The sequence below is a fragment of the Actinacidiphila glaucinigra genome (genome assembly GCF_035918135.1).
GTDB classification, from domain to species: domain Bacteria; phylum Actinomycetota; class Actinomycetes; order Streptomycetales; family Streptomycetaceae; genus Actinacidiphila; species Actinacidiphila glaucinigra.
In genome coordinates this window covers 7653884-7669807 of sequence record NZ_CP109144.1, presented here as the reverse complement: position 1 = coordinate 7669807, position 15924 = coordinate 7653884, and the positions used below count along the sequence as shown (strand labels likewise).

At 74.1% G+C, this 15924-nt stretch carries 19 protein-coding genes; 7 read left to right on the top strand and 12 right to left on the bottom strand.

The window, feature by feature from the left end:
• Nucleotides 1-20: 20 nt before the first annotated feature.
• The 4 genes from OIE69_RS34585 to OIE69_RS34570 form a co-directional block, all read right to left on the bottom strand.
• A complete protein-coding gene (locus OIE69_RS34585) occupies nt 21-653 on the bottom strand; it encodes a TetR/AcrR family transcriptional regulator (RefSeq protein ID WP_326578534.1) in 633 nt (210 codons plus the stop codon).
• The gene (locus OIE69_RS34580; RefSeq protein ID WP_326578532.1) at nt 653-1342 is read right to left on the bottom strand and encodes a hemerythrin domain-containing protein; all 690 of its coding nucleotides are present in this window, start codon (nt 1340-1342) and stop codon (nt 653-655) included. Before OIE69_RS34580 ends, OIE69_RS34585 begins: the two co-directional genes overlap by 1 nt.
• Nucleotides 1343-1492: 150 nt before the next feature.
• Nucleotides 1493-1837 carry a hypothetical protein gene (locus tag OIE69_RS34575; RefSeq protein WP_392567604.1) on the bottom strand — a complete coding sequence of 115 codons (345 nt, stop codon included), beginning with the start codon at nt 1835-1837 and terminating at the stop codon, nt 1493-1495.
• A gap of 159 nt (nt 1838-1996) precedes the next feature.
• The gene (locus OIE69_RS34570; RefSeq protein WP_326578530.1) at nt 1997-2701 is read right to left on the bottom strand and encodes a TetR/AcrR family transcriptional regulator; all 705 of its coding nucleotides are present in this window, start codon (nt 2699-2701) and stop codon (nt 1997-1999) included.
• A gap of 132 nt (nt 2702-2833) precedes the next feature.
• Here OIE69_RS34570 and OIE69_RS34565 point away from each other — a divergent pair, with 132 nt between their 5' ends.
• The 5 genes from OIE69_RS34565 (at nt 2834) to OIE69_RS34545 (ending at nt 7642) form a co-directional block, all read left to right on the top strand.
• On the top strand, nt 2834-4279 hold the full coding sequence (locus OIE69_RS34565; protein WP_326578528.1) for an MFS transporter: 1446 nt from the start codon (nt 2834-2836) through the stop codon (nt 4277-4279).
• A 261-nt stretch (nt 4280-4540) separates the two neighbouring features.
• Complete coding sequence (locus tag OIE69_RS34560) at nt 4541-5257, top strand: lysophospholipid acyltransferase family protein (RefSeq protein WP_326578526.1); 717 nt, start codon at nt 4541-4543, stop codon at nt 5255-5257.
• Nucleotides 5258-5335: 78 nt separating this feature from the next.
• On the top strand, nt 5336-6406 hold the full coding sequence (locus tag OIE69_RS34555; RefSeq protein WP_326578525.1) for an NAD-dependent epimerase/dehydratase family protein: 1071 nt from the start codon (nt 5336-5338) through the stop codon (nt 6404-6406).
• 27 nt (nt 6407-6433) lie between these two features.
• A complete protein-coding gene (locus tag OIE69_RS34550) occupies nt 6434-7270 on the top strand; it encodes a TIGR02452 family protein (protein WP_326578524.1) in 837 nt (278 codons plus the stop codon).
• Between the two features lie 9 nt (nt 7271-7279).
• Entirely contained in the window at nt 7280-7642 is a 363-nt protein-coding gene (locus OIE69_RS34545) for a cupin domain-containing protein (RefSeq protein WP_326578522.1), read from the top strand.
• Nucleotides 7643-7723: 81 nt separating this feature from the next.
• Here the strand turns inward: OIE69_RS34545 and OIE69_RS34540 are convergent, their stop codons facing one another.
• A complete protein-coding gene (locus tag OIE69_RS34540; RefSeq protein WP_326578520.1) occupies nt 7724-9325 on the bottom strand; it encodes an alpha/beta hydrolase in 1602 nt (533 codons plus the stop codon).
• 614 nt (nt 9326-9939) lie between these two features.
• On the opposite strand from OIE69_RS34540, the gene OIE69_RS34535 reads away from it, so the two are divergent.
• Together OIE69_RS34535 and OIE69_RS34530 are read left to right on the top strand one after the other, a co-directional pair.
• Nucleotides 9940-10134, top strand: a complete 195-nt coding sequence (locus tag OIE69_RS34535; RefSeq protein WP_326578518.1) for a type 2 periplasmic-binding domain-containing protein — start codon at nt 9940-9942, stop codon at nt 10132-10134.
• Between the two features lie 275 nt (nt 10135-10409).
• Complete coding sequence (locus OIE69_RS34530) at nt 10410-10721, top strand: antibiotic biosynthesis monooxygenase family protein (RefSeq protein WP_326578516.1); 312 nt, start codon at nt 10410-10412, stop codon at nt 10719-10721.
• A gap of 76 nt (nt 10722-10797) precedes the next feature.
• Here OIE69_RS34530 and OIE69_RS34525 read toward each other — a convergent pair whose 3' ends face one another.
• The 7 genes from OIE69_RS34525 to OIE69_RS34495 are packed head-to-tail and all read right to left on the bottom strand — an operon-like array spanning nt 10798 to nt 15732.
• A complete protein-coding gene (locus OIE69_RS34525; RefSeq protein ID WP_326578514.1) occupies nt 10798-11241 on the bottom strand; it encodes a type II toxin-antitoxin system PemK/MazF family toxin in 444 nt (147 codons plus the stop codon).
• The gene (locus tag OIE69_RS34520) at nt 11238-12041 is read right to left on the bottom strand and encodes an urease accessory protein UreD (RefSeq protein WP_392567603.1); all 804 of its coding nucleotides are present in this window, start codon (nt 12039-12041) and stop codon (nt 11238-11240) included. Before OIE69_RS34520 ends, OIE69_RS34525 begins: the two co-directional genes overlap by 4 nt.
• Nucleotides 11996-12691, bottom strand: a complete 696-nt coding sequence (ureG, locus tag OIE69_RS34515) for an urease accessory protein UreG (protein WP_326578511.1) — start codon at nt 12689-12691, stop codon at nt 11996-11998. Before ureG ends, OIE69_RS34520 begins: the two co-directional genes overlap by 46 nt.
• An 11-nt stretch (nt 12692-12702) precedes the next feature.
• Nucleotides 12703-13377, bottom strand: coding sequence for an urease accessory protein UreF (locus OIE69_RS34510; RefSeq protein ID WP_326578509.1), 675 nt, complete (start codon nt 13375-13377; stop codon nt 12703-12705).
• 16 nt (nt 13378-13393) lie between these two features.
• Complete coding sequence (locus OIE69_RS34505; RefSeq protein WP_326578507.1) at nt 13394-15115, bottom strand: urease subunit alpha; 1722 nt, start codon at nt 15113-15115, stop codon at nt 13394-13396.
• Entirely contained in the window at nt 15108-15419 is a 312-nt protein-coding gene (locus OIE69_RS34500; protein WP_326578505.1) for an urease subunit beta, read from the bottom strand. Before OIE69_RS34500 ends, OIE69_RS34505 begins: the two co-directional genes overlap by 8 nt.
• Before the next feature lie 10 nt (nt 15420-15429).
• Nucleotides 15430-15732 carry an urease subunit gamma gene (locus OIE69_RS34495; protein WP_326578504.1) on the bottom strand — a complete coding sequence of 101 codons (303 nt, stop codon included), beginning with the start codon at nt 15730-15732 and terminating at the stop codon, nt 15430-15432.
• Nucleotides 15733-15924: the final 192 nt, after the last annotated feature.

The following is a 15924-nucleotide window of genomic DNA, read 5'->3' as shown; positions in this document are numbered from 1 at the left end:
CGATCCCCTGTGCTCCGGTGTCACGTGTCGAGCAGCCGGTCGACGACACCGGCCACCCAGTGCTCGTACTGCTGCGGCGTCCAGCCGGAGAGCCCGGTCAGCAGGTGGTAGACCTCGACGCCGAGGACGGCCCACACCCCGTCCAGCTCCTCCTGGGTCACCGCACGCCCCGTGACGCGTGTCATGCCCTGCCCGACGCTGATGCGGCGGCGCCGCTGGTTGTCCCGGAGCCTCTCCGCGAGGTCCGCGTTGGAGGCGGCCGCCTCGCGCAGCGCGAGGTGCACACCGGCGGTGCGCCGGTGGATCACGGTGACCAGCCGTGCGGCGGCGGCGATCCGCTGCTGCCGGGTGCCGGACCCGAGCCCGGCGAACTCCGGGCGTTCGGCGAGCGTTTCGGGCCGCGCGTCGCCGACCACCGCTACGTCGAGCGCGGCCATCAGCAGTTCGCCCTTGGACCGGAAACCCGCGTACACCGTCTCGACCGACACCCCGGCCTCGCGGGCGACGTCCCGCATCCCGGTCGCCGCCCAGCCGTGCTCGCCGAACAGCCGGACGGCCGCGGCCAGCACCACGGCCCGTGTCTCCCCGGCCTGTTGCTCGCGTCGCGGTGAGCGGTACGGGCGCCGTGCCCGGGGCGCTTCCTCCGTCGCCATCAGCGCGCCGTTCCGTTCCGCGCGCGGTCCTGCGCGGGCCACCATTCCGCGCGGCGGCGCCGGTAGGCGCGGGCGAAGCCGTACAGCAGGACGAAGCGCGGGACCGGGGGCACCAGTCGCACCACGATCCGGTGGCCCGCCGGGTCGATGCCGTCGAGCAGCCAGTGCCCCTCCATGCCGAGCTGCGTCAACGACTTGGACCTGACGTTGTACTCCTGGTCCCAGGCGTGCCATTCGGCCTGGGTGAGGGTCGCCGACACCACGGGCATGGCCTCCGCGACCTCGCGCTCCAGGTGCGGCACGAGAACGGCCGTCAGCGAGTCGAGCGCCGCGAGGAGCCTGATGCGCGCCTCGTCGGAGGCCGTCTCCGCGTACCGCCGGGCGGCGTCCGTCACGGTCACGGCCGCCGGGGTGATCCTGCGGTGGTCGGTGTCCAGGGAGTCCAGCAGCGGCCCCGTGGCTGGGTCGCGCTCGCGCACCTGCGGCCACAGGCCCTCGTCCTCGCCGGTGTGGTGCGTGTGGAGGAACTCCATCAGCCACACGACGTGGCGGCCGACCGCGCTCCCCTGTCGCGGCTGCGGAAGCGGCTCGGAGGTCAGCACCGTCCGCGTGCGCTCCAGGTCGCGGCGCAGCGCGCCGTGCACGATCCCCATCATCCGTGTGTCCGCCGGCGCGGAACCCGTCCCCATGTCGCCCTCCCCGTGGCTGCCTTGGCAGGAGAGTAGAACGGCGCCACTTTCCCTACAAGGCTGTTCCGGTGAATTCTGGTGCACGGGCACGGGCACGGGCGCCGGGTCACGGGCACGGGCGCCGGGGCCCGGACGTCAGGCTCCGGTCCGTCACCCGCGTCGTGCGGCGGAGGCGGTCACCGCGGCCACGGCGGCGGTCACCACGAGGCTCCCGGTCGTGACCATCCCCACGCCGACCAGGAAGAGGCCGCTCGAGTCGTCCGACCAGTCATAGAAGGCGGCGGCGGTCAGGTCGGCCGTGGTGCCGAGCACGGCGGCCCGGACGAGGCCCCGGGACGCGGCCCAGCACACGGGCGGCAGCAAGGTGAGCCCCAGCCCCACGACCTGCCACGCTTCGTAGGGGCCGGTCTCCGTGCCGTCGGGTTGCACATCACGTTGCCGGTCCCCGCCCAGCCAGGCGGCCGACGCGACGACGGCCTGCAGGAGGACCGGCAACAGCCGGGACAGGGGATTCGCCGATTCTTGAGGCCTGGCCCGAGCGTCCCCTCTCGCCGCTTCGCCGACCGGAGCGCACGTACTCAGCCCCCACCGCGTACATGACACCGGCCGGACCAAAGCGCCGAACACGCGACGGAGCAGACGGAGTCCCCGGTGTCAGGCGGGAGCGTGGCGGGCGAGGCCGGAGACGAGGAGGTCGAGGCCGAACTCGAAGCGCTCGTCGCCCTCGTCGCGCATGAGGGCGTCGACCATACCCGTGATGTGGGGGAAGCCCTCGGGTGGCAGGGAGCCGAAGTACTCGCGGATGCGCACGATCTGCTCGTCGAGGGTGACTCCGCTCTCGCCGAACCCCTGGCTGCGCAGGCTCTCCTCGACCGCGGTGGCCGTGACGAAGAGCGCGAGGGCGTCCACGCCGTAGGCGCAGACCTGGTCGGAGAGGCCGCCGGCCTTGAGGATCGCGAGCATCGCCTCGGCGTTGAGGAGGGCGTTGGGGCCGAAGGGGATGCCCTGGCCGATGGCGGCGCGCGCCAGGTCGCGATGGGCGACGAGGACGCTGCGGCCCTGCCGGGCCAGCTCCTTGATCTGCTCCTGCCACCGCTCGGGGTCGGGCTCGGGACGGGTCACGTCGGCCTGGATGCGGTCGAGGAGCAGCTCCAACAGCTCCTCCTTGTTGGCGACGTGCGCGTAGAGCGAGGCGGCGCCGGTGTCCAGTTCCTGGGCGACCCGGCGCATGCTCAGCGCGTCCAGGCCCTCGGCGTCGACGACGTGGAGGGCCGCTGTGACGATCGCCTCGCGGCTGAGGCTGCGACGGGGGGCCTTCTTGCGCTCGGCGCGCCAGGGCGGGACGGGGACCGATGTCACGTGCTGCGTACCTCCGGGAGCGGAACACGGACAGCGTACTTGACACGAACGCCGTTCGTTGTCTAGAACACTGTTCGTTCAACACGAACGCCGTTCGTCCGACAGGACGCCACCCGCCCCGATGGAGGACCCATGAGCACCCAGGCGCTCTCCCCGCCCGCTCCCCCGGCCACCGGCCATCCCCTGCGCAAGCTCGGGCTGGCCGTGATCCTCGCCGTCGAGATCATGGACCTGCTCGACGCCACGATCGTCGGCGTCGCCTCGCCCTCGATCCGCGCGGACTTCGGCGGCAGCTCCACACAGATCCAGTGGATCACCGCCGCCTACACGCTGGCCTTCTCCGTACTGATGATCACCGGGGCGCGGCTCGGCGACATCGTCGGCCGCCGCAGGATGTTCCTCGTCGGGCTCGCCGGGTTCACGGTGTGCTCCGCGCTGTGCGCGGCCGCGGGCTCCGCCGGGATGCTGATCGCTGGGCGGGCCGCGCAGGGGCTGTTCGCCGCGATGATGGTGCCGCAGGGCCTCGGCATCCTGCGGCAGATGTTCCCGCCGAAGGAGCAGGGGGCGGCCTTCGGCGCGTTCGGGCCGGTCATGGGTCTCGCCGCGGTCGCCGGGCCGGTCCTCGGCGGTTTCCTCACCGACGCGGACCTCTTCGGCTCCGGCTGGCGCTCGGTGTTCCTCATCAACGTCCCGATCGGCGTCCTCGCCTTCGCCGTCGCGCTGCGCATCCTGCCCGAGGGCCGCTCGCCGCACGCGCCGCGGCTGGACCTGCCGGGATCGGCACTGGTCAGCCTCGGCGTGCTCATGCTCGTCTACCCGCTGGTCCAGGGCCGCGACCTGGGCTGGCCGTTGTGGACACACCTGTCGATGGCGGGCGCGGTCCCGGTCCTCGGTCTCTTCGCCTGGTACCAGCGGCGGCTGGTGGCGCGGGGCGGTTCCCCGCTCGTCGAACCCGGGCTCTTCCGCCACCGCGGCTTCTCCGCCGCGCTCGTGGTGGGCGTCGCCTTCTTCGCCGCGGTCAGCGGGCTGATGCTGGTGCTCACCCTGCACCTGCAGGTGGGGCTCGGCTACAGCGCCCTGCACGCCGGGGCGTCGATGATCCCCTGGTCCGCCGGCACGGTCGTGGGCGCGGTCCTCTCCGGTGCCGTCCTCGGCCCCAGGTACGGCCGGCGCACCATCCAGGCCGGCTTCGCGCTGTCGGCGGTCGCGGTCGCCGCGCTGGCGCTCACCGTGCACCTGGCGGGCCACGGGGCCACCACCTGGCAGCTGCTGCCCGCCCTCCTGCTGAACGGCTTCGCGATGGGCCTGGTCATGGCGCCCTTCTTCGACATCGCCCTCGCCGACGTCGAGGAGCGCGAGACCGGCTCGGCCTCCGGTGTCCTCAACGCCGTGCAGCAGCTCGGCGGTTCGGTCGGCGTCGCGGTGCTCGGCACGGCGTTCTTCTCGTACGCCGCCGACGGGGGCACGGTGCCCGCGACCCAGTGGACGGCGCTCATGGCCGCGGCCGCCTTCGTCGCGGCGCTGGCGGCCGCCTTCCTGCTGCCCCGCCACGCGCGGGAGGGCACGGCGGGCCACTGAAGGGAGCCATGGCACCGGGCGGTGTGCGGGGAGCCGGTCGCAAAGGCGCGGCGGCCGGGACGAGCGCGGTGGAGGTCGCGTCCGGGCCCGGCCCCGAGCCCGGACGTGACGGCGGGTCATGTCCTGGCCATTCACCTGGCGGACGCGTGCGGGCCCGGTGACGCGCGGGGTCCGCCACGCCTAGACTGACGATCCTCGAACCGCGTTGTGACCTGGCAGAACGCCGCCCGGAGCCGATCGGCGCCAGTTGGGAGTCAGTCCGTGTTCTACTACGTGCTCAAGTACGTGGTCCTCGGCCCGTTGCTGCGGGTGCTGTTCCGCCCGAGGATCGAGGGCATGGAGAACATCCCGGAGGAGGGCGCGGCGATCGTCGCGGGCAACCACCTGTCGTTCTCCGACCACTTCCTCATGCCCGCGATCCTGCCGCGCCGGATCACCTTCCTGGCGAAGGCCGAGTACTTCACCGGCACCGGCCTCAAGGGCCGGCTGACCGCGGCGTTCTTCCACAGCATCGGGCAGATCCCGGTCGACCGCTCCGGCGGCAAGGCGGGCGAGTCGGCGATCCGCGAGGGAATGAAGGTGCTCGGCAAGGGCGAGCTCCTCGGCATCTACCCCGAGGGCACCCGCTCCCACGACGGACGCCTCTACAAGGGCAAGGTCGGCGTGGCCGCCATGGCCATCCGCGCCAAGGTACCGGTCGTCCCGTGCGCGATGATCGGCACGTACGAGATCCAGCCCGCCGGGCGGCGGCTGCCGCGCATCAAGCCGGTGACGATCCGCTTCGGCGAGCCGATGGAGTTCTCCCGCTTCGAGGGGATGGACAACGAGCGCTACGTGGTGCGCTCGGCCACGGACGAGATCATGTACGCCATCCTCGCCCTGTCCGGCCAGGAGTACGTCGACCGGTACGCCGCCGAGGTCAAGGCGGAGCAGCAGGGCCAGTCCGGCATCGGCTCCCGGCTGCGCCGCGGCGCCTGACCCGTTGCGCCCTGCGCGGATCCGCGCAGGGCGAACGACCCTGGTCCCGCCGCCCGCGGGCCGCCTAGCGTCGCCGTCATGACGGGAACTGCGTTCGTGATCGGGGCGACGGGACAGATCGGCCGGGCGGCGGTGCGCGCCCTCGCCGAGGACGGCTGGGAGGTGCGGGCCGCCTCCCGCGGGGGCGGCGGTGAGGTGGAGTGGCCCGACGGGGTCCGGCCGGTGGCCGTGGACCGCGAGGACACCGCCGCGCTGGCGGCGGCGCTCGGCGAGGGCTGCGACGTGCTGCTGGACTGCGTGGCCTACGGGCCGGAGCACGCGCGGCAGCTGACGGAGCTGGCGGACCGGATCGGCTCCGCGGTCGTCGTCTCCAGCTGCTCCGTCTACGAGGACGGCCGGGGCCGCAGCCTCGACACCGACGGGGAGCCGGGCGGCGCGCCCGTCTTCCCGGTGCCCGTCGCGGAGACGCAGCCGGTGCTGGCCCCCGGCGAGGGCGGCTACTCGGCGCGCAAGGTGGCGCTGGAGCGCGACCTGCTGGCGGCGGAGGGGCGGTTGCCCGTCACCCTGCTGCGCGCCGGGGCGGTCCACGGCCCGCACAGCCTGCGGCCGAGGGAGCTGTACTTCGTCAAGCGGGCCGTGGACCGGCGGCCGTTCCGGGTGCTCGCGTACGGCGGGCAGAGTCGCTTCCACCCGGTGCACGCCGCGAACCTCGCCGAGCTGGTGCGCCTGGCCGCCCGCCGCCCGGGCTCCCGGGTGCTCAACGCCGGCGACCCGTACGCCCCGACGGTGGCGGAGATCGCGGACGCGATCGCCGCGGTGCTCGGCCACGAGGCGCGGACGTACGCCGTGGCCGGCCCTCCCCCGGCGAAGAACGTCGGCGACACCCCGTGGACCACGGCGCACCCCTTCGTACTGGACATGTCGGCCGCGGAGCGCGACCTGGGCTACCGCGCCGTGACCGGCTACGCGGAGTCGCTGCCGGAGAACGTGGCCTGGCTGGTGGAACGGCTCGGCGGACGGGACTGGCGGGAGGCCTTCCCCGTCCTGGCGTCGACGTACGACCGTTTCGGCGACCTGTTCGACTACGAGGCCGAGGACCGCTGGCTGGCCGCCGGAAAACCGCTCGCCGGGCCCGGGGAGGCCAACTAGCCTCGGAGTCGTGGGAAGGGACAGGACATGAGTGCGCGGCTGCGGGCCCTCGCCAAGGAGACGGAAGGCCTCGTCGCGACCGGCCGCTACCGGACGGCACGCGGCGTGGAGGTGGCCATCGGGGAGGCCGTCGCACGGTCCGTGCTGGGGACGCGGATGTACGGCCCGGGACCCGTCGACCCCGGCCCCGGCCCCGGCACGGAGCGCATCGGGCCCACGGCCTTCGAGGTGACCGGCGAGGACAGCCTGCAGGCGGCGCGCCGCCTGGTGAGGCAGGCCCCGGGGGTCCCGGTCGCCGTGCTGAACTTCGCCTCGGCGCGCAACCCCGGTGGCGGCTACGTCAACGGTGCCCAGGCCCAGGAGGAGGCGCTGTGCCGCGCGTCGGCGCTCTACACGACGCTGCTCACGGTGCGGGAGTTCTACGAGTGGCACCGGGCGGACCGCAGCCCCTTCTACAGCGACCGGGTGATCCACTCCCCCCGCGTCCCGGTCTTCCGCGACGAGCGCGGCGTCCTGCTGGACGAGCCGTTCGAGGCCGGCTTCCTCACCTCCGCCGCCCCCAACGCGGGGGTGATCGTCCGTCAGGAGCCGGACGCCGCGGGCCGCGTGCCCGCGGCGCTGTCGGCCCGGGCGGGCAGGGTGCTCGAGGTCGCCGCGGCGCACGGCTACCCCTCCCTGGTGCTGGGCGCCTGGGGTTGCGGGGTGTTCCGCAACGACCCGGCGGCCGTCGCCGCCGCCTTCCGCGAGCACCTCGGCCCGGGCGGCCGGTTCGCGGACCGCTTCGGCCGCGTCGTCTTCGCCGTACTCGACCGGCGCCCGGACTCGCCCACCCGGGCCGCCTTCGCCGCCGCCTTCCCCGGGTAGAGGAGTCCCATGAGCGACAAGCGCAACATCGACACCGTGATGGACGCCGTGGACCAGAAGTGGATGCCGCACGTCCTCGCCGAGGTCAACGACTACGACGTCAAGGTCGCCGACGTGGAGGGCGACTTCCCCGAGCACGCGCACGCGGACACCGACGAGTTCTTCCTCGTCCTCGCCGGCCGGCTGCACCTGGAACTGCCGGACCGCACGGTGACCCTCGGCCCGCACGAGGTGTTCACCGTCCCCCGCGGCGTCCCGCACCGGCCGCGCGCCGAGGAGGGCACCCGCATCCTGATGTTCGAGCCGCGTGGCACGGTCAACACCGGCGACGGCAACGAGGGCTCGGGCACCACCGGGGTGCGGCTCGGTTAGCCTCCCGGGCCCGGAACGCCGGACGGCCCCGCCGCGCCCCGGTGGGCGCGGCGGGGCCGTCCGTCCTGGTACCGCGGTGGGTCAGCTCGTGGGCGGTACCGGCGCGGCGTGCGGGGCGCACGTCACGTCGGACCGGTCGAGCCTGCCCGTCACGAAGTAGCCGGTGACGCGGTCGTTGATGCAGGGGTTGACCAGGCCGGTGACACCGTGCGAGCCGGCGCCCTTCTCGGTGATCATGAGCGAGCCCTTGAGCCGCTTGTGCAGCTCCACGGCGCCGGTGTACGGGGTCGCCGCGTCACGGGTGCTCTGGACGATCATGACGCGCGGCAGGCCGTGGCCGGTCCGCACCTCCACGGGGTTCTGCTGCGGGACGCCCCACGTGGCGCACGGCAGGTTCATCCACGCGTTGGACCAGGTCAGGAACGGGTACTTGGCGTGCAGCCGGGTGTTGTCGCGGTCCCAGGTGTGCCAGTCGCGCGGCCACTTGGCGTCGGTGCACTCCACCGCCGTGTAGACCGCGTTGCCGTTCTCCGAGGAGATGTTGCCCGCGGTGTCCGACAGGTCGGGGGCCGCGGCGTCGACCAGTGCCTGGGTGTCGCCCCCGAGGTAGGCGCTCCAGATCCCGGCCACGGCCGCCCACGAGGAGTCGTAGTACGGGGCGCTCTGGAAGAGGCCGAGCAGTTCGGCCGGGCCCACGACCCCGCCGATGGGGTGCGCCTTGGCGGTGGCCCGCAGCTTCTCCCACTGCGCCTGGACCTTCGCCGGGGTGTTGCCGATGTGGTAGACGGAGTCGTACGTGGCGACCCAGGCCTTCCAGTCGTTCCAGCGGCCCTCGAAGGCGACGTCCTGGTCGAGGTTGTTCCGGTACCAGATCTGGTCGCGGGACGGGTTCACGACGCTGTCGACGACCATGCGCCGCACGTGCGACGGGAAGAGCGTGGCGTAGACGGCGCCGAGGTAGGTGCCGTAGGAGACGCCGAGGTAGTTGAGCTTCCGCTCGCCGAGGGCGGCGCGGACGACGTCGAGGTCGCGCGCGGTGTTGGCCGTCGTCATCTGCGACAGCATCGCGGCGCCGGTGCGCTCCTTGCAGCCTTCCGCGTACTCGGCGGCCAGCTTGCGCTGCGCCCGCTTGTCGGCCTCGCTGTCCGGCACCGGGTCGGCCTTGGGGGCCTTCACGAACTCCTGCGGGTCGGCGCAGGAGATGGGCGCCGAATGGCCGACGCCGCGCGGGTCGAAGCCGACGAAGTCGTAGGCCTTGGCGGTCGCCGCCCAGATCGGGTTCTTGGTCGTCACGCGGAGCGGGAAGCGCATGCCGGAGCCACCGGGCCCGCCCGGGTTGTAGATCAGGGCGCCCTGGCGCTCGGCGGCGGTGCCGGTGTTGCCGATGCGGTCCACCGCGATCTTGATCGTCTTGCCGTGGGGCTTGGCGTAGTCCACGGGTACGGTCACCCAGCCGCACTGGACGGGGCTCGCGATGCCCCAGTCCGCCGGGCAGGCGGCCCAGTCGATGCCCTTCGCGGCCGCGTGCGCGGCGGCGATCCGTACGCCTTGGGCCTCGGCGGCGCCGCTGTGTCCGTGGGCCGTCGGCGCGCTGCGGGCGACCGCGGTCTGCGGTGCCGCCGTGGCGACGGTGCCGGCTATCAGGGCTGCGGTCAGCCCGAGCACGGCCGTGCGTCTCACCATGAACTCCCCCTGCTGGTGATGCCGCTCGTGGCGGCCCGATCACAACTGCAGGGGGATCCTTTCGCCTCGAAGGCCTCCGAGAGAAGATCCTATGAGCGTTTCTTTACCAACCCATAGGCCGGGACCCGCGGTTGGCGGCGTACTCCACCGCCGCCTCGGCGAGGCCGCGGACGAAGGGGTGCGGCACGGAACCGTCGCCGGCCGGCTCCGGCTGGAAGAGGGTCGCCAGGCAGAAGGGGTGGCCGGGGGGGGTCGGCGACCCGCGGTTCGCCGTCGGGGTCGTGGCCGGTGAACCGGAGGCCGTGCGCGGTGAGGTCGTGCGCGCGGCCGGCTCCCCGTCCTCGCGGATCGCGGCCGGGGCCTCGCCGCCGGCCGCCGGCGCCCGGCCGGCCGGCCGCGGCCCTGGCGCGGCTGCGGGAGCGGCGACCACGCACCCGGGTGACGCTGCGGGTGCTGGACCGCGCTGCGGTCGTCGCCGGGGTGGCCGCGGCGGAGCTCGACGTCGGGCCGGTCGACGGGGCGGCGGCGCCCAGCGATCCGCTGCGGCTGCCGGAGACCGGTCCGCCGCGCCGAGCCGGCGGGGGCTGCGGCACGAGGGTCCCGAGGTCCGGGAGGTGCTGGAACTCGTCCGGTCCGCGCTCGGCCTGGCGCTGCTGCCGCGTTCCGCGGCCGAGGGGACGGCCCGCGTCGCCGCGGTGCCGCTCACCGCGCCGCGGCCGGTCCACCGTACGGAGGTGCTGCACCGCGGCGGTGCGGGCGGTCCGGCGGCGGTGCTGATCGGCCCGCTGACGGGTGCCTCCGTCCCGTAGCGGCCGACCGGGCCTCACCCGTTCGGCCCAGCGCCTTTTGCCCCGCCCTGGTGAGGGCCGCACAGTCGAGTGACGGCGGTGACTGGGCGCCATCCCCCCGGGATGGACGACGCGATCCCCCGGGCGACCGTCCCGGGACCCGCGCTCGACGGGCCCTGCCACGCGATCCCGCACCGCCCCGTGCGAGCGAGCGGCCCTCCCGGGCCCCACGCCACCGTCCTCAGCGCGGCTGCGGCGTGCGCACGGCCCTCGCGCCCCCAAAGGATCGAGGTCCCATGGACAGCACCCCGAAGACACGCGTCGTTCTGCGCATTCGGCTTCACCAGGGCAAGGGGGATCAGTATGCGCAGGCATACGACCTCGTGCACCGCGGCATCGTCAAGGCGGACGGCTTCATCAGTTCGCAGCTGTGCCGCTCCCTCGCGGATCCGGACAGCTGGATCGTCACCAGCGAGTGGCGGTCGCTCGACCAGTACCTCGCGTACCTGGCGAGCGAGGACTTCAAGGCGCGGCGGGTCGGGCTGCGCGAGTGCATCCTGGAGCACGAGTCGACGCAGTACGCGGTCGTCGCCGACGTGACGCGGTGATCGCGTGAAGCCCTGACGCGGTGCCGGCCGCGGCCCCCGGGGCGGTGCCCGCCCCGGGGGCCGGTCCGCGTGCGCGTCAGCGCCAGCGGTACAGCTCCTTGAGCCGGTTCACGACGATGTTGAAGCGGCCCCGGTCGAGCGCGCAGGCCTCGCGGCGCATGCCGTCGGCGTGGACGCGCAGCACCCGGTCGACGTTCACCCAGGAGGCGCGGCCGGACTTGTCCCACGGGCCGGAGCCGATGGCGACCCACTCCCGGTCGTCGTTGTGCTCCTTGCTGGAGAGCTGCACCGCGAGCAGGGTGTCGCCCCGCTCGCGTGCGACGACGAGGACCGGTCGGTCCTTGCCGCGGCCGTCGTTCTCCTCGTAGGGCACCCAGGTCCAGACGATCTCGCCCGGGTCGGGGTCGCCGTCGTGGGCCGGTGCGTACTCGGTGCGGACGGGCCCGACCTGCTCCGGCTGTGCCTCGGTGGTCGCGCTGGGGCCGTAGCGGCCGGGGTTCTCGGTGTCTATGGACGTCACGGGGCCACGCTAGCCGACAGCAACCGGCGCAGGCACAGCCCGTCCGGGGCGACGGCGGTCAGCAGCGCGGCGGGACCGGCCAGCGGCGTCAGGACGGACTCGCCCTGTTCCGCTTCCCGTACCGGCACCCGCGCCTCCACCGGCTTCTCCTCGAACGCCGGGTCGACGAAAAGCAGTTGGCCCGCGGCACGGTACGTGTGCAGGACGGCGGGGCCCGCCCAGCCCGCCGCGCCCGGCCCGAAGGAGAGCTCCTGGTCCAGCAGCGGACGGCCGCCGATCCGTACCGTGAGGCGGGTGGTGAGCCGGCCGGGCCGCTCCCCCGCCCGGCCGAGGATCTGCTCCTCGCGCAGCACGAGGCGGGCGCCCGGGGCGAGTTCGGCCGTGGTGGTCATGAGGAGGTCGCTGCCCTCCGCGGCGATCAGCGGCTCCGGCAGCCAGTGCAGTTCGGCGTCCTCGCCGACGGTGAGCCGTACGTCGTACCGCGCCCGCTCGCCACCGCGGCCGGGCAGCGCCACAGTGGCCGCCGCCGCGTCCACGTGCAGCACGGCGCCCGGCGCGGCGGTGACGTGCACGGCCAGCCGGTCGCCGCCGAGGGGGGCCGTCATGGCGCCCACGACCGTCACGCGGGCCGCCCGTTCGTCCGCGGACCTGGTGCGGCGCAGCGCGAACGGCCCCTCACCGGCGAGTTCGGGCAGCGCGGTGCCGCCGCGGCCGTCCGGGACGGCGGTGATCCGCGCGGTGGCGTGGACGCCGCTCACGCGGGAACCGCCGCCCAGGCCGCGAGCCGCGCCCGGACCCACTCGGCGACGGGGGCGACGCCGTTCTCGGCCACGAGGGAGGTGAAGACCACGGGCAGTTCGCCGCGCTGCTGCTTCGCGTCGCGCGCCATGCGGCCGAGGTCGGAGCCGACGTAGGGAGCGAGGTCGGTCTTGTTGACGACCAGCAGGTCGGCGGTGGTGACGCCGGGACCGCCCTTGCGCGGGATGTCGTCGCCGCCGGCCACGTCGATGACGAACACCTGGGCGTCGGCCAGGCCCTTGGAGAAGGTGGCGGTGAGGTTGTCGCCGCCGGACTCCACCAGCACGAGGTCGAGCGGCCCGACGGCGTCCTCCAACTCCTCGACGGCCTCGAGGTTGGCCGAGATGTCGTCGCGGATCGCGGTGTGCGGGCACGCGCCCGTCTCCACCGCGGCGATGCGCTCGGGCGGCAGGACGGCGTTGCGCAGGAGGAAGTCGGCGTCCTCGCGCGTGTAGATGTCGTTGGTGACGACGGCGATGGACAACTCGTCGCGCAGCGCGCGGCACAGCGCGGCGACGGTGGCGGTCTTGCCCGAGCCGACCGGGCCGCCGAGGCCGATGCGCAGGGCGCGGCGGCTGCCGTCGGGGCGGGCGGTGGGGCCGGCCCAGGTGTGCCGCTGCGGGAAGACGGTGTGCTCGTGGTCGAGGTGCATGAGGGTTCCCCCTAGGAGGCGAAGAGGCGGACGGGCCACCCGGCGTGGGCCTCGGCGTACACGTCGAGCAGGGGCGCGGAGGCGGCCGGCAGGGCGCCGGTGCCCTCGGTGAGGCAGCGGTGGGCGGCGTCGGCGGCCCGGGCGGCGACCTCGTCCAGGTCCGGGGCGAGCCGGGCGAGGACGGCCGTCACCGCGAACGGGTCGAGGCTCAGCAGGCGTACGGCCGCGGTGGCCGGGCCGGTCACGGCCTCGTACGCCGCCGCGTGGGCGGCGTCCAGCGGGGTGAGCCCGGCGGCCCGGGCCGTGACGCCGAGCACGACGGGCTGGTGGGCGCCCCGCGGCCGCGCGGTGGCGAGCGCGTCGAGGCCGGGTGACGGCCAGGCGGCGCGCGCGGCGCGCATCATCTGGCGGCCGAGGCGCCGGGCGGTCTGCCGCAGTGCGGGCGAGGGGGTGCGGGCGTCTGCGGCCTCGTCCAGGGCGAGCGGGTCGGCGCCCGCCGTGGCCGCGGCGGCGAGCGCCGCGGCCACCAGGCCCGCGGTGTGGAGTCTGCCCCGGCAGAAGTCCTCGAGCGTGCCGGGGCCGGTGATCCGGCCCGCCGTGACGGCGGCCTCGGCCCCTCCGGAGTGGGCGTGGCCCCCGGCGGGGAAACGGCCGTCGGCGAGCAGCAGCAGCGCGGCGCGGTTCATCGTCCTCCTGCTCCGCTCAGAACAGGAAGTACCGCTGGGCCATGGGGAGTTCCACGGCCGGGGCGGGTTCGACGACGTCTCCGTCGATGCGGACGGTGAAGGTGTCGGGGTCCACCTCGACGCGCGGCATGGCGTCGTTCTCGCGCATGTCCGCCTTGGTGACGCGCCGTGTGTCGCGGATCGGGAGGAACCGCTTCCCGAGGGCGAGGCGTTCGGCGAGGCCGTCCTCCAGGGCGGTGTGCGTCACGAAGGTGAAGGAGTTGGCGGCGGGAGCACCGCCGATCGCTCCGAACATCGGGCGCGGCAGGACCGGCTGGGGGGTCGGGATGGAGGCGTTGGCGTCGCCCATCTGCGCGTAGGCGATCTGGCCGCCCTTGAGGACCAGTTGCGGTTTGACGCCGAAGAACGCCGGGTCCCACAGCACCAGGTCGGCGAGCTTGCCGCTCTCGACCGAGCCGATCTCCCCGTCGAGGCCCTGGGCGACGGCGGGGTTGATGGTGTACTTGGCGACATATCGACGTGCGCGCAGGTTGTCGGCCCGCCCGTCGCCGGGCAGGGCGCCGCGCCGCCGCTTCATGACATGCGCGGTCTGCCAGGTGCGCAGTACGACCTCGCCGACCCGGCCCATGGCCTGGGAGTCCGAGGAGATGATCGAGATCGCCCCCAGGTCGTGCAGGACGTCCTCGGCCGCGATGGTGCTGGGCCTGATCCGCGACTCGGCGAAGGCGAGGTCCTCGGGCACGGAGGGGTTGAGGTGGTGGCAGACCATCAGCATGTCGAGGTGCTCCTCGACGGTGTTGACGGTGTGCGGCCGGGTCGGGTTGGTCGAGGACGGCAGGACGTTGGGGTGGGCGACGACGGTCATGATGTCCGGCGCGTGCCCGCCGCCCGCGCCCTCGGTGTGGTACGCGTGGATGCCCCGCCCGGCGATGGCGGCGAGGGTGTCCTCGACGAAGCCGGCCTCGTTGAGGGTGTCGGTATGGACGGCGAGCTGGGCGCCGGTCGCCTCGCAGACCGTCAGGCAGGCGTCGATCGCGGCCGGGGTGGCGCCCCAGTCCTCGTGGATCTTGAAGCCCACGGCCCCGCCGCGCAACTGGGAGAGCATCGCCTCGTGGGAGACGGTGTTGCCCTTCCCGAGCAGGCCGATGTTGACCGGGTAGTGCTCCAGCGCGGCGAACATCCGGGCCAGGTGCCAGGACCCCGGCGTGATGGTGGTGGCCTTGGTGCCCTCGGCGGGGCCGGTACCGCCGCCGACGAGCGTGGTGATGCCGGAGGCCATGGCCTCGTCCACGATCGTCGGGGAGATGAAGTGGACGTGCGCGTCGACGGCCCCGGCGGTGACGATCCTGCCGTTGCCGGCGATGACCTCCGTCTCGGGCCCGATGACGAGGTCCGGGTGGACGCCGTCCATGGTGTCGGGGTTGCCGGCCTTGCCGAGCGCCGCGATCCGCCCGTCGCGGATGCCGATGTCCGCCTTGACCACGCCCCAGTGGTCCAGGACGACGGCTCCGGTGATCACCGTGTCGGGCGTGCCCTCGGCCCGGGTGGCGCGGGCCTGTCCCATGGACTCGCGGATCACCTTGCCGCCGCCGAAGACGACCTCGTCGCCCGAGCCGTCGGCGCCGCCCGACAGGTCCCGCTCGACCTCGATCAGCAGGTCGGTGTCGGCGAGCCGCAGACGGTCCCCGGTCGTCGGCCCGAACAGGTCGGCGTAGACGGCACGCGAGAGCTCAGCCATCGAGGGCACCTCCGGTCTCACCGCGCAGTCCGACCACGATCCGCGCGCCGCCGAGCGGCACGAGATCGACCTCGACGGGGATGCCGGGCTCGAAGCGCACGGCGGTGCCGGCGGCGACGGCCAGGCGCTTGCCGCGGGCCGCGGCGCGGTCGAAGACGAGGCCGGGGTTGGCCTCGGCGAAGTGGTAGTGGGAACCGACCTGGACCGGCCGGTCTGCGGAGTTCAGCACGGTCAGGCGGGTGACCGGTCTGCCCGCGTTGAGCACGACGGGTTCGGCGGCGTAAAGGATCTCCCCGGGGATCACGCGGCGGCCCCTAGACGATCGGCTCGTGGACGGTGACGAGCTTGGTACCGTCCGGGAAGGTGGCCTCGACCTGGACGTCGCGGATCATCTCCGGCACGCCCTCCATGACGTCGTCGCGGGTGAGCACCTTGCGGCCGGAGGCCATGAGCTCGGCGACGGTACGGCCGTCCCGGGCGCCCTCCAGGAGGTGCGAGCTGATCAGGGCGACGGCCTCCGGGTGGTTCAGCCGCAGGCCCCTGGCCCGCCGCTTCTCCGCCACGTCTGCGGCGACGTGGACGAGCAGGCGTTCCTGCTCGTGGGGGGTCAATTGCATGGCCACACCTCGCAGTCGTCCCGGGTGAACGGGTCCGCGGGGCGTCCCCGGCCTGCGGATCCGCTCTGCCGTTGTCCGGAAGCCGCAGGCTAGTTCGGCGGCGTTTCGTCCGCGTTAACTCCCGCCCTCCGGGGTGAAGCAGGCGAGCGCGCGCAGGCCGGCGCCCCCGGGAACGGCGGGTGTCGCAGCGCC

What these genes read in the sequence shown, in the direction of transcription:
- OIE69_RS34585 (WP_326578534.1), bottom strand. Translation starts at nt 653, where the DNA reads ATGGCGACGGAGGAAGCGCCCCGGGCACGGCGCCCGTACCGCTCACCG.
- OIE69_RS34580 (WP_326578532.1), bottom strand. Translation starts at nt 1,342, where the DNA reads ATGGGGACGGGTTCCGCGCCGGCGGACACACGGATGATGGGGATCGTG.
- OIE69_RS34565 (WP_326578528.1), top strand. Translation starts at nt 2,834, where the DNA reads ATGAGCACCCAGGCGCTCTCCCCGCCCGCTCCCCCGGCCACCGGCCAT.
- OIE69_RS34555 (WP_326578525.1), top strand. Translation starts at nt 5,336, where the DNA reads ATGACGGGAACTGCGTTCGTGATCGGGGCGACGGGACAGATCGGCCGG.
- OIE69_RS34550 (WP_326578524.1), top strand. Translation starts at nt 6,434, where the DNA reads ATGAGTGCGCGGCTGCGGGCCCTCGCCAAGGAGACGGAAGGCCTCGTC.
- OIE69_RS34545 (WP_326578522.1), top strand. Translation starts at nt 7,280, where the DNA reads ATGAGCGACAAGCGCAACATCGACACCGTGATGGACGCCGTGGACCAG.
- OIE69_RS34540 (WP_326578520.1), bottom strand. Translation starts at nt 9,325, where the DNA reads ATGGTGAGACGCACGGCCGTGCTCGGGCTGACCGCAGCCCTGATAGCC.
- OIE69_RS34530 (WP_326578516.1), top strand. Translation starts at nt 10,410, where the DNA reads ATGGACAGCACCCCGAAGACACGCGTCGTTCTGCGCATTCGGCTTCAC.
- ureG (WP_326578511.1), bottom strand. Translation starts at nt 12,691, where the DNA reads ATGCACCTCGACCACGAGCACACCGTCTTCCCGCAGCGGCACACCTGG.
- OIE69_RS34510 (WP_326578509.1), bottom strand. Translation starts at nt 13,377, where the DNA reads ATGAACCGCGCCGCGCTGCTGCTGCTCGCCGACGGCCGTTTCCCCGCC.
- OIE69_RS34505 (WP_326578507.1), bottom strand. Translation starts at nt 15,115, where the DNA reads ATGGCTGAGCTCTCGCGTGCCGTCTACGCCGACCTGTTCGGGCCGACG.
- OIE69_RS34495 (WP_326578504.1), bottom strand. Translation starts at nt 15,732, where the DNA reads ATGCAATTGACCCCCCACGAGCAGGAACGCCTGCTCGTCCACGTCGCC.